The sequence below is a fragment of the Parapedobacter defluvii genome (genome assembly GCF_014642075.1).
In the GTDB taxonomy this organism is placed as follows: Bacteria; Bacteroidota; Bacteroidia; order Sphingobacteriales; family Sphingobacteriaceae; genus Parapedobacter; species Parapedobacter defluvii.
Map to the genome: position 1 here is coordinate 813,724 of NZ_BMIK01000001.1, position 14,034 is coordinate 827,757.

A 14,034-nucleotide genomic window follows, 5' to 3' on the forward strand; every position below is an offset into this window, starting at 1 on the left:
TTTTCAGGAGAGTGCAGGACAGTGACTGCCGTTAACTTTTAGTATTATTGTGTCAATTATAAACAGAAATAATCGAAGGTTCATTAAGAATCAGTTAAGGCAAGGGTACCAATGGTGAATGTCGGGCCTGAAATCGGGGAAAAGGCAGTGCTGTCGCAATTGCGTGATGGCAGCTATGAAGCCTTTGAGTACATCTACCACCGATACAAAGTACGTCTTGCTGCGTCAATGCTTCGGTTGCTGAAGTCTACTGATTTAGTTGATGACCTGCTGCAGGAGTTGTTCGTTCGGCTATGGGAACACCGAGAATCCATTAACCCCGAACAACCGATCAAAGCCTATTTATTCCGCATTGCGGAGAATCTCGTGTATGACACATTCCGGCGTCTTTCCAAAGATAGGCGATTGCAGGATCAACTATTCCATGCCATGGAAGAAATAGGGGCTGATATTGAAAAACAATTCTTTATGCAGGAAGACAGGCAGGCAATCGAGGCGGTAATCGCTATGCTTCCGCCGAAACGCAGACAGGTTTTCACGCTTTGCAAGCTGGAATCCAAAAGCTATGAAGAAGTGAGTTCGCTGCTAAATATCAGTCTGAGTACGGTCAACGATCACATTTACAAAGCGAATCAGTTTCTGAAACAACACCTTGCCGACCATATGGTTTCGCTTTTTTCCATTGTTATTCAGACTGCACTGCTGACTGCATGGTGATTTGTCTATCGCATTTATTTCTGTCTATTTTATGGGTTTTATTCACAAGAAATTACCGAAAAATAACTAGGTTATGAAATTCCAATGGATACTTTTCACATTCTCCTTATTAGCAGGGGTTGTCAATGCCCAAACGGTTGACACGTTGAACCGACACTGGCCCCGATATATCAGCTTGGACCAATACCTACAGCCCTTCCTTACCGCTGATACAATCTATGACGAGCTGGTTATGCCTTTAAGCGATGGTAATTCGTTACCGAACGGCAAGCTGCTATTTCCGGTTAAAACAATCCTTTCCGTACGGGATGCATACTTGGGACAGACCTTCGAGGAAGGTAAGGACTGGGTGTGGGAAGGTCAGCGCCTGATATTGACGGATTCATCGCGCATCCCATTTTTCCGAGAGCAAGACTTGGTCTATTCGGAAAAACAAGAGGGGTATTCACAGCCGGGCAAGCTGCCCGGTACCTATGTGCTTTTCAGTGAGGGCGAACTATTCCATGCTAAACAGCTTGCTGTAACGTACCTGCCAGACCGGTCGGGTGAAAGTTTGCACCGGCGTTTGCCGCATAGCGAGCATCTCCCCCGTACCTTACAAAAACTACAAGCTCATAAGCCCCTGCATGTGGTATTTTATGGTAATAGCATCGAAACAGGAGCCAATAGCAGTGGCGTACAGCATGTACCTCCCTTTATGCCCAATTGGACGGAGCTTTTTATTTACCGGTTACGGCAGCATTTTGGTGGTAAGATCTCGTATAGCAATCAGGCAGTAGGAGGAAAAACAGCCGCTTGGGGCGTAGAGGAGGTAGATAGCCGCGTTTCCGCACAGCATCCGGATCTGGTGGTCATCGGCTTTGGGATGAACGACGGCACGTTTAAGGTTGCGCCCGAAGAATTTGTAGGGCAAATAAAAGCAATCATGGACCACGTGTCCCGCGATAACCCCACCTGTGAATTTATTGTGATTACACCCATGTTAGCTAATCCTACCGCCATACAGCATCAAGTACAGCTAGCCTACCGGGATCCGTTGCTCGCCTTATCAAAAAAAGGAATCGCGATTGCGGATATGACCTACTGGCACCAATGGCTACTGACGCATAAGGCCTATCAGGATATGACCGGCAATAACATCAACCATCCCAATGATTATTTAGCGCGTTGGTACGCACAGGTGCTGATTGCACTATTGATTGAGCATACCTCCAAAATATGAAAGAAAAGATTATCTTTGTAGTCATATAAACCTAAGTAATATATGGCTGCCGGGCAACATATGGAAGACCGTGATCTGCTCGTCCAACTACGGGAGGGTAGTCATGTAGCTTTCCAGACGCTGTATCATCGCTATAAAATGCGATTAGCGGGAAATCTGTTGCGTATGCTCAAATCGCCTGAATGGGTCGAAGAAGTTTTACAGGACTTGTTCATGCGGCTATGGAGCCATCGGGAGCAGATTGATCCCGAACGGCCGATCAAAGCTTATTTGTTTCGGGTAGCCGAAAATTTGGTGCGTGACATGTTTCGCCGCGCTGCGCGGGATCAACGGATGCAACAACACCTTTTGCAGGCGATGTCCGAAGCCTACTTCCACGTGGAGGAACGCCTGATTTCTCAGGAATTGAAAGAAGAACTGCGCATGGCGATCGAGTTACTGCCGCCAAAAAGAAGGGAAGTTTATGTGCTTTGCAAACTGGAAGCAAAGAGCTATGAAGAGGTTAGCCAACTGCTCCATATTAGCTCGGGAACGGTGAATGATCACATCAAAAAGGCAAACTTATTTTTACGCCGCTATTTGGCGCAGCATTCCGAGTTGGGAATTGCGCTTCTGATTACCTGGTTATCGGCCGATTGCCAGTTTTAAAAATAATCTACCTGTTTATCAGTGTTTTGTATTTTTTTTTGGGAACACGAGCACCTGATCCGGTCCGATTGTTCGTATAGGCTTAATAAAAAGAGTGAGCCATAAAACACCCATCGCCGAGCTTTTCAATAAATACTTGGAGGGAACCATACGCCCCGCAGAATTGGCGGAGTTACTGCAATACATTGAACGCTCGGAAACCGGAGATGAACTTACACCGCTGATCCAACGCGAACTAGGAGAGCAGGGAGCAGATTATCCATCGCTGAAAGCACTCGTAGATCGAGTAGAGGCGAAAGTATTTGCGGATACCGCTCCTACAGCCCACTCGGGAATCACCAGCCGTTCATCCCATTTTTCCCTGAAGCGTACGTGGGTCCGATATGCTGCGGTCGCTGCAGTTGTCATCGCTCTCGGCTTGGGCTGGCTTGTTATCCGTACGCCGATTGAAACAGGTGGTACATCGGCATCGATCGAAACAGATATCGCACCCGGTACAAACCGGGCTACCCTTACACTCGCCGACGGCCAGAAAGTTGGTCTCAATACCGCACAGAATGGGATTGTCGTCGGTGAGAAGATCACCTACTTGGATGGTACCGAAGTATCGGCTATTGATCGCCCGGCACCGGACGTTCCACAGCCCTTGTCTTTAACCACCCCCAAGGGAGGCACCTACCAGGTCACTTTGCCTGACGGCACCAACGTTTGGCTCAATTCCGCATCTACATTAACCTACCCCTCCCGGTTTGATGATAATGAAAGAGTCGTGGAGTTGGTGGGGGAAGCGTATTTTGAGGTAAGAAGTACGAGTTACGAGGTACGAAATACGAAATACGAGGTACGAGGTACGGGGAACGGGGTACGAAGTGCCTGGCCGTTTCGGGTAATAAGCAACGGTCAAGTGGTTGAGGTACTCGGAACGGAATTTAATGTCTCCGCTTATTCCGATGATCCGGAAATGAAGACTACGTTGGTGGAAGGCCGCTTGCGTGTCTCTACAGGTAAAACGCAGGGCAGCATTTTGGTGCCGGGACAACAGCTCACCAACAGAAACGGTGCGGTTCAAATCGCTACGGTTGAGGTGGGCGATTACATTGCATGGAAACAGGGTCAATTTGTCTTCTATGGCACGTCAATGCCTACATTGATCAAACAGATCGAACGCTGGTACGATGTGTCATTTGACGTAACTGTACCCGTTGATAATATCGAGCTTTGGGGTTCGCTGTCTCGTGATGTGATGCTATCGGAAATATTGCATGTGATCGAGCTTAATACCCCATTGAAATTTACACAGGAAGGGAGGCATGTGATGGTTCATCGTTAGCTACAGAAACACAGTGCCTAAAATGCCGGAAGTGCTGCAATCACTTCCGGCGATGACAAGGCAAATAATCAAAATCGATTAAGTAACTGAATTATTTAACCTGCGATACAAACCTACTAAAACCCGGCGACAAAAAAGCAGATGGAAGGGAATAGTAGTGGTGTATCAGAAAAGACAACAATTTATGCATAGTCAAATGGATGTGGAGACGCCCATGCTGCAAGGGGCTATACCACATACGGTTTTTGGATGCAAGAAACCAATTATTAACACGATCTTGATGATGAAACTAACGGTGTTACTGTTGCTGGTTTTTACTTTTCAAGTATCTGCGTTCACGTATGGACAGCGTATTAATCTTCAGGTTAAGGAAGCATCGCTGGGAGATATATTGAAGGTTGTACAAAAGCAAAGCGGCTATAATTTTCTATTCAATAACCAGTATCTCAAAACTGCTAAGCCAGTAACCGTTGATATCCGGGATAAGTCCATTGATGAGGCGCTTTCGTTGATTTTCAAAGATCAACCGTACAATTACCGGATCGAAGGTGAGATCATCACATTGGTCCCGAAAGAAAACGTGATTGCCGCCCCGGCGGACGCCGAAAGCCAACAGCAGGTAGTCCGAGGGCGGGTTACCGATTCGCTTGGTGCTCCCTTAGAAGGGGTATCGGTTTTTGTAGAAGGTACCTCACGCGGCACCGCGACAGACAATAAAGGACAATATGAATTGCAGGCCGGAGAGGGAGAGACGATTCTGTTCAGATTGGTGGGGTATACCCCGCAAGGTATTAGCGTAGGGCAACTTCGGACGATTGATGTCATCTTACAATCTGAAGCCTCCGATTTAGAAGAAGTGGTGGTGGTGGGTTATGGCACGCAAAAAAAGGCCACATTGACGGGGGCGGTGTCGTCTGTTAAGGGCAGTGATTTGGTGGTCACAAAAAATGAAAACGTCGTAAATATGCTTGCGGGGAAAATGGCCGGCGTTAGGGTTGTGCAATCGTCCGGAGAGCCTGGCGCATTCGCTTCCGGTATGCAGATCCGTGGTCTGGGCACGCCGCTTTACATCATTGATGGGGTGCCAAGAAACAATATATCAAGGCTGGATGCCAATGAAATTGAAAGTATATCGGTTCTGAAGGATGCGTCGGCCGCTATCTATGGGGTACGGGCATCCAACGGAGTGGTCTTAATCACGACTAAAAATGGCAGCAAGGGCAAAACGGCTTTTGAGTATTCCACGTACTACGGCACCCAAACGCCAATCAATACCCCAAAAGGGCTCGATGCGGTACAATTTATGGAATTGACGAATGAGAATAATATCATGCGCGGTTCTGTGGCGCCTGGTACGCTTGTTTATTCAGAAGAAACCATTGAAAAATACCGCAGCGGACAACGGACAGGAACAGACTGGCACCGGATAAATACAAATTATTATGCCCCACAATATCAACACAATTTGCAGGTCTCAGGTGGATCGGAGGCGGTCGACTATTTTGTGAATTTTTCCTATTATAATCAGGATGGGATTTATAAAAACGGCGACATTAATTACGAACGATATAACTTCCGGAATAACCTGAATGCTAAAATCACCGAAAGCCTACGCGCCGAATTGCGAATCAATGCCACAACAGATACACGTAATCGGCCTTTTGAAGAAGCATTTAATTTCTGGAGAGCTGCTTGGACCTATACACCCATAACGCCGGCTTATGCAAATTACGACCGGCGATACATGCAGAATACCGAACAGGGGCTGAATCCGTTGGCAATCACCGATGCGGACATCGTTGGATATAAGCGGGACAATCAGAAGTTGTTTCAATCTACCGGAAACCTTATTTGGGATGTGCCGTGGGCACAAGGGCTTGTTGCAAAGGCATCGTATTCTTACGACTTCACTTTTTGGGAGAATAAATGGCTTCAAAAACCCTATTACCTGTATGATTATGATTTAAACAACGATGTGTATCTGCCCAAACTGTACGGAGACCCCGCAGCAGGCGCCAATTCGTCAATCAACCGAAATACACGTTTCGGTAAAAATTCATTGCTGCAATTTGCACTAAATTACGACAATACGTTTGAAAACCACGGCATAAGTTTATTGGCGTTGTATGAGGAGGGGGTAACCGATATGGATAATTTTTATGCATCGGGTTATATCCCGATGACCTCTATTGAAGAATTGCTGGGTGCAACCAAAGAAAGTCTGGTTGGGGGTATGAATGGTGCTCCTTATACACAGGGCGCAACAGACGGGCTATGGCAAGTCGCAAACAAAGCTGTAGTGGGCCGAGCCAATTATCACTATGACGACCGTTACTATGCGGAGTTTTCGTTCCGGTATGATGGATCGTCAAAATTTGCACCCGGCCACCAATGGGGATTTTTTCCTTCTGTATCGGCTGCATGGAGAATATCCGAAGAGTCGTTTATCGAAAACTCAAACTCGCTGTCATTTATTGAGATGTTAAAATTGAGGGCTTCCTATGGAGTCACGGGCGACGACATTACGGCAACGTTTCAATTTGTCCCAGGTTATGAGTACCCAGGAGGCAATACCGATTGGTGGCCTATCTTTCTGGGAGGACAACCACGCGAAACGATTAACTTGAAAGCTACACCCAATCTTAATCTTACCTGGTACGAGTCTAAAATTTATAACATCGGACTGGATGCAGATTTATGGAAAGGACTGTTTGGATTCGAGCTGGATATATTCCGCCGGGATCGGGATGGATTGATGGCTACCCGCACGGGGACCATTCCCGACTGGATAGGGGAAAGCTTTGCCCAGGAAAATTTAAATAGCGATGCTACGGAAGGGTTTGACATTACGCTGAGGCATCGCAATACAAAGTTGGGAGAATTCAGCTATGGAATATCGGGCAATCTCAGCTTTACCCGGCACAAGTACAGGTTTATCACGCGTGTTCCATCTGACAACCAATACGCCAATTGGCGCGGCAACACAAATAATCGGTGGTCGGATATTTGGTGGGGATACGAATCCGAAGGGCAATTTCAGAATTACGAAGATATATGGTCACACGCCAAGTACATCTCTACCAACGCCGGAAATTCAGAACTTAAACCGGGCGATTACAAATATGTAGACTGGAATGAAGACGGTGTCATTGACGACAAGGATGTCCATCCGATCATGGGTGGAAACTACGGACAGCAAAGTACCCCAAAAATTTCTTACGGAATGGTATTGGATGCGCAATACAAAGGATTTGACTTCAATATTGTCATGCAGGGGGGCGCATTGGGAACCATCATGTACGACTGGATATTGGCCCGGCCGTTTATTTCAGACCAAAGCGGCCCCGCCTATTTCTATGACAGGTGGCATATGCAGGATCCCTTGGCCGATCCCAAGGACCCACGCACGGTTTGGATTCCGGGGGAACTCCCAACCACCAGTCAAGGAAGCTCTGCAATGGCATTCAACGCGTCAGCATCCACCAGCTCCATTTATCGCACGGATTACATCCGGTGCAAATCGGTAGAACTGGGTTATTCATTTTCCCAAAATACAATAAAATGGCTGGGAATAAAAGGCGTGCGTGTATTTGGTAGTGCCTATAATTTATTTACCATCACCGGTTTGAAATACCTCGATCCTGAACACCCGAGCAGCAGTTACGGATTGGTTTATCCATTGATCAGGACGATAAATGTCGGTGCAAATATTAAGATATAATGAAATTCCAAATGATACATAAGCTAGTAAAGCCGGTAATAGTTGGCTTGGTAGTGGTCAGCTCTTATGCATGTAATACGCTGGACATTGAGCCTGTAAATAATCTTACGGCCAATCAAGTGTTTCAAAGCGAAGCAGGTGTTGAATCAGTTATTGTGACCTGTTATTCCAATCTTCCCATTGCGGCGCATAACGCAAGTATTTACGGTTTGCGGGGCGATCCGGATATGCCGTTTTCAAATTGGAATAATCCCAGTGTCTTAACCGGCGAGGCCCAGGTAATGCCCTTACGGGTCGGAATGGCACCAAAGACCTTATCAGGCGGGCATCTCTCCTGGTGGGACTACAGTAGTATTCGCTACGTAAACTTGGCGATACAGGAGTTAGAAGCGAACGCGGATGTATTCTTTTCCCAGCCGGAACAATACAATCACTGGCTTGGCGAGCTATATTTCTGCAGGGCATACATGTATGCCTATATGGTAAAGTGTTTCGGAGGAGTGCCCATTGTGAAGAAATCGGTATCGTATATCGGTCTTCCCGAAGAGGAACTCTATATTCCCCGGAATACTGAGAAGGAAGTTGTGGATTTTATTGGTGACGATTTAGACTTGGCCATGTCTCTTTTGGGGCCCAATGAAGTTATGAGTGGCCGCGCAAACCGCTATGTGGCCGCAAATTTAAAGGCAAGGGTTATGTTATTTGCCGCCAGCGAGGCTAAGAATGGCTCGGTTCAGTTGGAGGGATTAGTGGGAATCCCGCAATCCGAACAAACGGACTATTATAAAAAAGCGTATGAAGCTGCTCAGTTTGCGGTAAACAACAACGGAAAATATGCGCTTTATAGCAAATACGATGATGGAACAATCGAAGGGAAAACCACCAATTTCTGGAACCTGTTTTTGGATGAATCGGCAGAAAATAGAGAACGGATGTTTATCAAGCAGTACGATGCTACCGGAGCCGTCAATCGTCCGGAGAATTGGTCGGCCCGCCAGTTACCCCATGGATTTACCACCCAGGCAAATAGCGGGGAACTTTCAGTAACTACCGAATGGTTGGAACTATTTGAAGACATCAACGGTCAACCATTTGTACTTAATATCGGTACGGAGAGTGCGCCAGTCAGATATAGCAATCCCCTGGATCTTTTCCAGAAGGCTCAGCCCCGTATGCGGGCCACCGTTTTACTGCCGGGAAGTCGGATACCGGGAAAGAACGATGCGTCGGCTGTTTTCGAGGTCAGGAAAGGAATATATGAAAGCTATCCGAATGGTAAGCTGCACGAATCATCAAATTTCACAGATACTTACCAGAATATGACCATACAAGGGCTTTGTGGTGTGGGAAATCCCAATACGAACGGGAACGGATGTGTGGTATGGAAGTATGTTGACCCCAATGCGACAGGCGTAGATTGGGCCGGTAATGTAGATTGGATCGATATGCGGTATGCCGAGGTATTGCTGAACAAGGCCGAAGCTGCCATAAACATTATTGGTCAGGAAGTAGGAGGAAAGATCATAACAATGGAAGATGCACTCAGTGCGATTAATCCGGTGCGTTTACGGGCGGGGTTACCCGCATTAACAACCCTGGATGAAACCAAAGTCATTCAAGAGCGCCGATGTGAACTCGCATTTGAAAATCAATTGATATGGGATTTCAAGCGGTGGCGGATATTCGAGAGTATCCTTCAAAACAAAACATACCATGCGCTTTACCCCTATTATATTTTTGACGAGGGAAGGTATATTTTTAAGAAGCACAACCGCACTGAATTGCAATATACTTTTGACGCGAAAGCATATTATGCACCCATTCCTGCCAGTGCGATAGATCGTAACAATAAATTGTTACCCAATAACCCTGGTTATTAAAACTTTATTGTCATTAAAAATAAGTTATTCGAATGAAACCGTTAATTTATCTGCTTGCATTGGCAGCAATTTTTTCGATATCAGCCTGTGAAACGGATTCCTATGAACTGCCGAGTGAGACATTACAGGGAAAGTTGATCGACCCCGAAGGGGAACCGCTCATTACCGAGCAACCCAATGGATTTCGGATCCGGTTGCTGGAGGAGGGTGCTTCTCAGTTTTATGATTTCTGGGGGAAGGCCGATGGAACATTTCGTAATACCAAATTGTTCCCCGCTAAGTACACCATATATCCGTTTGATGGTCCGTTTTTTCCCGTCGAACCTGTAGAAAGGGAGCTAAACGGAGTTCTGACGGTAGATTTTACCGTTATCCCCTATGCCAAAATTCAAGCATCCATTGTGGAAGAAGGACAGAATATCAACGCTACTTTCCAGATTTCCAAAGCAGCAGGTGCTGGAAAAATAAAGGACGTGCAATTGCTGGTTACCAAATGGAATCCAAATGTAGGAATGTACTGCAAAGACTGGAATGTGGCCAATGACCTATCGGGCATTCCGGATGTTGATATTCAAAATACAACCCATACACTGGCACTGCCCGGCGTTCTGGAGAAAGGTGTTACCTATTATGCGCGGGTTGCCGTGTTGTGCGAAAACACGTTAGGACGTTATAACCTTTCGCCCATCACAGAAATTACCGTAGACTAAACGAATTCAAGTCATGAAGAAAATTATAATCATAGTGATTGCCACAATGGCATTGACTCCGCTTTTATTTGTTTCCTGCGAAGATAATTACGATCCGATAGGAAACAACAAGCCGGCTACCAAACTGAAAATGGAGCCCAGGTATCTAGCATTCGACGGCAATGGAGGAACATTATCGACCGTCATCAATACCAATGCCCCGGACCTTGCATTAGGTAATCTGCCCGATTGGGTAGAAATAGCATCGCTCAACGATGACAAAACAAGTTTCACGGTAACGGTTAGTGGAAACGCCACATCAGACCAGATCCGTACAGGTGTCATCTCATTGACAACCGTTACCGGGGAAACCGAATCTTCATCAACCCTCCAGCTTGTGCAAGCCGGCAAAGGGGCGCGGATTGGATTTGATAGCTTTACGGGCGATGTGCTGGATGCCGGCTGGGCAGCTACCAGCAATTCGGCAGTAGCATTGGGTTCCGGCAATTTGACCATACAAGGCGCGCCCAATGGCATTGGGAACAGTGTGTATTTCCAAACCCCTGAAGGGCTGGTTACCCAATCAAACGGCGGCGTAGGCCATGCCGTCACGGCTTACGTAGATGTAAAAGTGGACGCAGGTGTGGAAGGTGGACTTAAAGCATATTTTAATCCAGAAACGGGCGAAGAATTTAAGTTCTTCTTTACGATAAATGCTGAAAATAAGGGGGCGTTCTACGCCTTGCGGCATATCAATGGAAACGACAATCCGATGGCATTGGGCGACGCTATTCCAGCCCCCGGTATGCCAGAAATCCCTCCATTGGGTGAACGGGACGAATACATGCGTATTGAATTTACAAATGTGGAAACCATGCCAAATTGGTGGCAAAGCGAAGTCAATATTTATTCCCTTCAGACCAGAAATGGTGAAACCAAGGTATTGCAGAAGCATTTTAGTCGAAGATTTGAGATTGATGGTCCCAAGCCTGATCCCGGATATTTCGGACTATGGGGACGGTTCGGTAGTGTAGGTTTCCGAAATTTCACGCTTTCTGCCCAGGGTATTTAAGGTGGTTTGAAAAAAGTAATATCAATGAGATCGATAGAAATAAAGTATATGAAAAGGGGGATTACGGTGTTTTTTTGGAGCATAAGTTGTGCAATGGTGATGTTAGGGACCGGGTGTTCCGATCCGGTACAGACGGATGAAGAGGCCGTATATACCATCCGTTTTGATGCAGATGGAGGAACACCCGAACCTCCGGTACAGAAAATTCAAGCCGGACAGAAGATCAATAAGCCCGATGAGGATCCTAAGAAAGCAGATCTTATGTTTGCAGGGTGGTATATGGCTTCCGGTGAGCGAGTGGACTTCAATGTGGCGATTGCGAATTCGGATATGACCCTGTATGCTAAGTGGTGGTCGGGCCCTGAGCAATTTGTCTTCATTAACGGAATTGATCTGGAGTTTAACTATGCGAAAATCAGGAATCATTTTGGGCCGCAGGAGGGACAGCGCGTTGCAATAGGACAGTCTTTTATCTTGTACTGCTTTGAAAGGCCGAGGGAGGTGATGCTGAGCAACCTGAGTAAGCACCTGCAGCAATCGCTGGAATTCGAAATTCCTATCTTAATACAGCTGGATGCCATAACGTTCATGGACGCACGGCCCGACTTATGGAATTGGTGGGATGAGTCGTTGCCGGGATATGATCCGGCTAATAAAGCAAATGTCGAGTGGACATCGTGGTCTCCAAATGACGCAGTCAAAATCGGATGGCTTAATTGGGGGCAACAAATTCGTTTGACCCCAATGCCCAACTTGATGAGCACCCAATACCGAACCGCGGTAGATGACCAGATGGGTGAATTTATTCAGATGGTCATCGAATGGTATGACGCCCTTCCGGAAAACAAGAAATGGCTGTTTGCTGGAATCAAGGTAACGGGAGAGATGGCTATCGGTGTAAATAACTGGTACTATCCCAATGGGAATGAATACCTTGACCAGGACGCATCCAATGACCCGTTTTATGGGATTAATGTGTATGATTTTCCAAGCAGGGGGGTGCAAACCATCGGGTATGCGGGATTAAAAACCGGGGGTATGAAGTCGTCGGGCAACATTACAGAAGAAGATATCGGCCGTTTGGCACAAGAACATTCAAAATTGGTAAGTAAACTGTGCATGGATTCAGGAGTGCCCAGGGAAAAAGTTTTTGTGCACGCGGGGGGTGCAGGAAAAGATCTGGAAGCGTGCCTGAATGAATACGCGTGCCCCGCTTGGAGTTTCTACCTGGAAGACGCTTCGCAACCTTCCGGATATCGGGAGGCACTGTCCTTACTGGAAAGATCAGATGCTCCTTACTTCGGGATAGCCGAATGGTCCATTGGCGCGGCTACCGACCCTAACGCGTGGACAGGTCCGATACGGGAGGGTTTGGCAATTCCAAAATGCAGGTATCTGAGTATTTACCAAAATGTGGTTGGAAGTGACGTATTTCACACCTCACCCAATCCGGCAGCCGTAGCGGGGATTAAAGCAGTGCAATAATTTTTTGGTTAATATTATTTTATTTTATGAACATCAAACAGAATGTCGCAATTTTCTTGCTTTGGTTGGCGATACCTTTACTTGCGGTTTCAGCTGTAGGCAATGAGCGAGAAAAGACTGCACAATACATCGTGATAAATTTTAGCCACCCGTCAGAGAAAGCCTTTCAAGAAGTAGCCGAGACTTTTAAGGGACATGGTAACGATTCCGTTAGGATCGGCGTTGGCGTGATCATTTCGTACTTGGCTTATGCACCCGATGAAGCAGCTAAAAGACTAAAAAATTACCTGTCATACGCCGAAAAGTACGATCTTCCCCTTGTCATTCAACTGGATGGCGAACAATGGTGGGAAAACAGGCCGGACCTTTGGAATTGGTGGGATCCGGATCAACCCGGATATAACCCCGATAACAAGTACAACGTGGAGTGGACAAGTTGGCGTGCCGATGATGCGGTAAAAATCGGTTGGCGCAATTGGGGAAGGCAACTGCGGGTCTTGCCTATGCCAAATTTGATGAGTCCGAGATACCGAACGGCCTGTCACACAGAGATGAAGAAGCTGGTACCCATGGTTGTATCTTGGTATCGGCACTTGCCCGCCAGTAAAAAACACTTGTTTGTGGGATTAAAAGTCGGATGGGAAAGTTCGATTGGCGTAAATAACTGGTATTATCCGAATGGTAACGAATTGTTAGTTAAGTCCGGAGATCAAGATCCGCAATACGGATTGACACTCGATAGCCTTCCGGCACGGGGGGTGACCGCAATGGGGTATGCGGCTGTAAGCACGTATGGATTGGCTAAATCCGGTACGCTGCAACAAGAACAACTTACCACCGTGGTGCAGGCACATCTGTCAGATCTTAGCAAGCTTTGTGCGGAGATGGGGGTGCCTCGCAACAGATTATTCACCCATTGTGGGGGGTGGAGTCAAGGAGAAACATTATATAAGGCCGCGATCAATGAATATGCTTGCCCCGGATGGAGTTTTTATGATTTTGCAGGTAATCCGTTAATGGATACCACGGCTATGGATGCCTTGCAACAAAGTAATGCGCCTTTTTGGAGTGCGGTTGAGTGGTTGTATAACGGTAAAAATGCCGATAATTGGCAATCAGCACTCCGCAACACATTATCGATTCCGTTAATCCGGTATTTATGTATTTATAATTGGGAGGGTATAAAAGAGGAGGAGCAGCCTGTTAACGCCATTAAGCGATATGTTGCGGAAACGAAGTCCGAGTGATGGAATGGTTGCGGAGAACTTTG

Annotated in this window: 10 protein-coding genes; all 10 read left to right on the forward strand. The window is 46.7% G+C overall.

Features of this window, described 5'->3' with window-relative positions:
• Nucleotides 1–111 precede the first annotated feature (111 nt).
• A complete protein-coding gene (locus tag IEX60_RS03060; RefSeq protein WP_188747218.1) occupies nucleotides 112–717 on the forward strand; it encodes an RNA polymerase sigma factor in 606 nt (201 codons plus the stop codon).
• 73 nt (nucleotides 718–790) lie between these two features.
• The gene (locus IEX60_RS03065; RefSeq protein ID WP_188747220.1) at nucleotides 791–1,939 is read left to right on the forward strand and encodes an SGNH/GDSL hydrolase family protein; all 1,149 of its coding nucleotides are present in this window, start codon (nucleotides 791–793) and stop codon (nucleotides 1,937–1,939) included.
• A 42-nt stretch (nucleotides 1,940–1,981) separates the two neighbouring features.
• Nucleotides 1,982–2,587, forward strand: coding sequence for an RNA polymerase sigma factor (locus tag IEX60_RS03070; protein WP_188747222.1), 606 nt, complete (start codon nucleotides 1,982–1,984; stop codon nucleotides 2,585–2,587).
• Between the two features lie 94 nt (nucleotides 2,588–2,681).
• Entirely contained in the window at nucleotides 2,682–3,917 is a 1,236-nt protein-coding gene (locus tag IEX60_RS03075) for a FecR family protein (RefSeq protein WP_188747224.1), read from the forward strand.
• A 280-nt stretch (nucleotides 3,918–4,197) separates the two neighbouring features.
• Complete coding sequence (locus IEX60_RS03080; protein ID WP_188747226.1) at nucleotides 4,198–7,638, forward strand: TonB-dependent receptor; 3,441 nt, start codon at nucleotides 4,198–4,200, stop codon at nucleotides 7,636–7,638.
• Nucleotides 7,639–7,649: 11 nt separating this feature from the next.
• Entirely contained in the window at nucleotides 7,650–9,518 is a 1,869-nt protein-coding gene (locus IEX60_RS03085) for a RagB/SusD family nutrient uptake outer membrane protein (protein WP_188747229.1), read from the forward strand.
• Between the two features lie 32 nt (nucleotides 9,519–9,550).
• A complete protein-coding gene (locus IEX60_RS03090; RefSeq protein ID WP_188747231.1) occupies nucleotides 9,551–10,228 on the forward strand; it encodes a DUF3823 domain-containing protein in 678 nt (225 codons plus the stop codon).
• Between the two features lie 13 nt (nucleotides 10,229–10,241).
• Nucleotides 10,242–11,279 (forward strand): BACON domain-containing protein, encoded by a 1,038-nt coding sequence (locus IEX60_RS03095; protein WP_188747233.1) that lies wholly within the window; start codon nucleotides 10,242–10,244, stop codon nucleotides 11,277–11,279.
• A gap of 24 nt (nucleotides 11,280–11,303) precedes the next feature.
• Complete coding sequence (locus IEX60_RS03100; RefSeq protein WP_188747234.1) at nucleotides 11,304–12,764, forward strand: InlB B-repeat-containing protein; 1,461 nt, start codon at nucleotides 11,304–11,306, stop codon at nucleotides 12,762–12,764.
• Between the two features lie 26 nt (nucleotides 12,765–12,790).
• Nucleotides 12,791–14,011 carry a hypothetical protein gene (locus tag IEX60_RS03105; protein WP_188747236.1) on the forward strand — a complete coding sequence of 407 codons (1,221 nt, stop codon included), beginning with the start codon at nucleotides 12,791–12,793 and terminating at the stop codon, nucleotides 14,009–14,011.
• The last annotated feature ends 23 nt before the right edge of the window (nucleotides 14,012–14,034 follow it).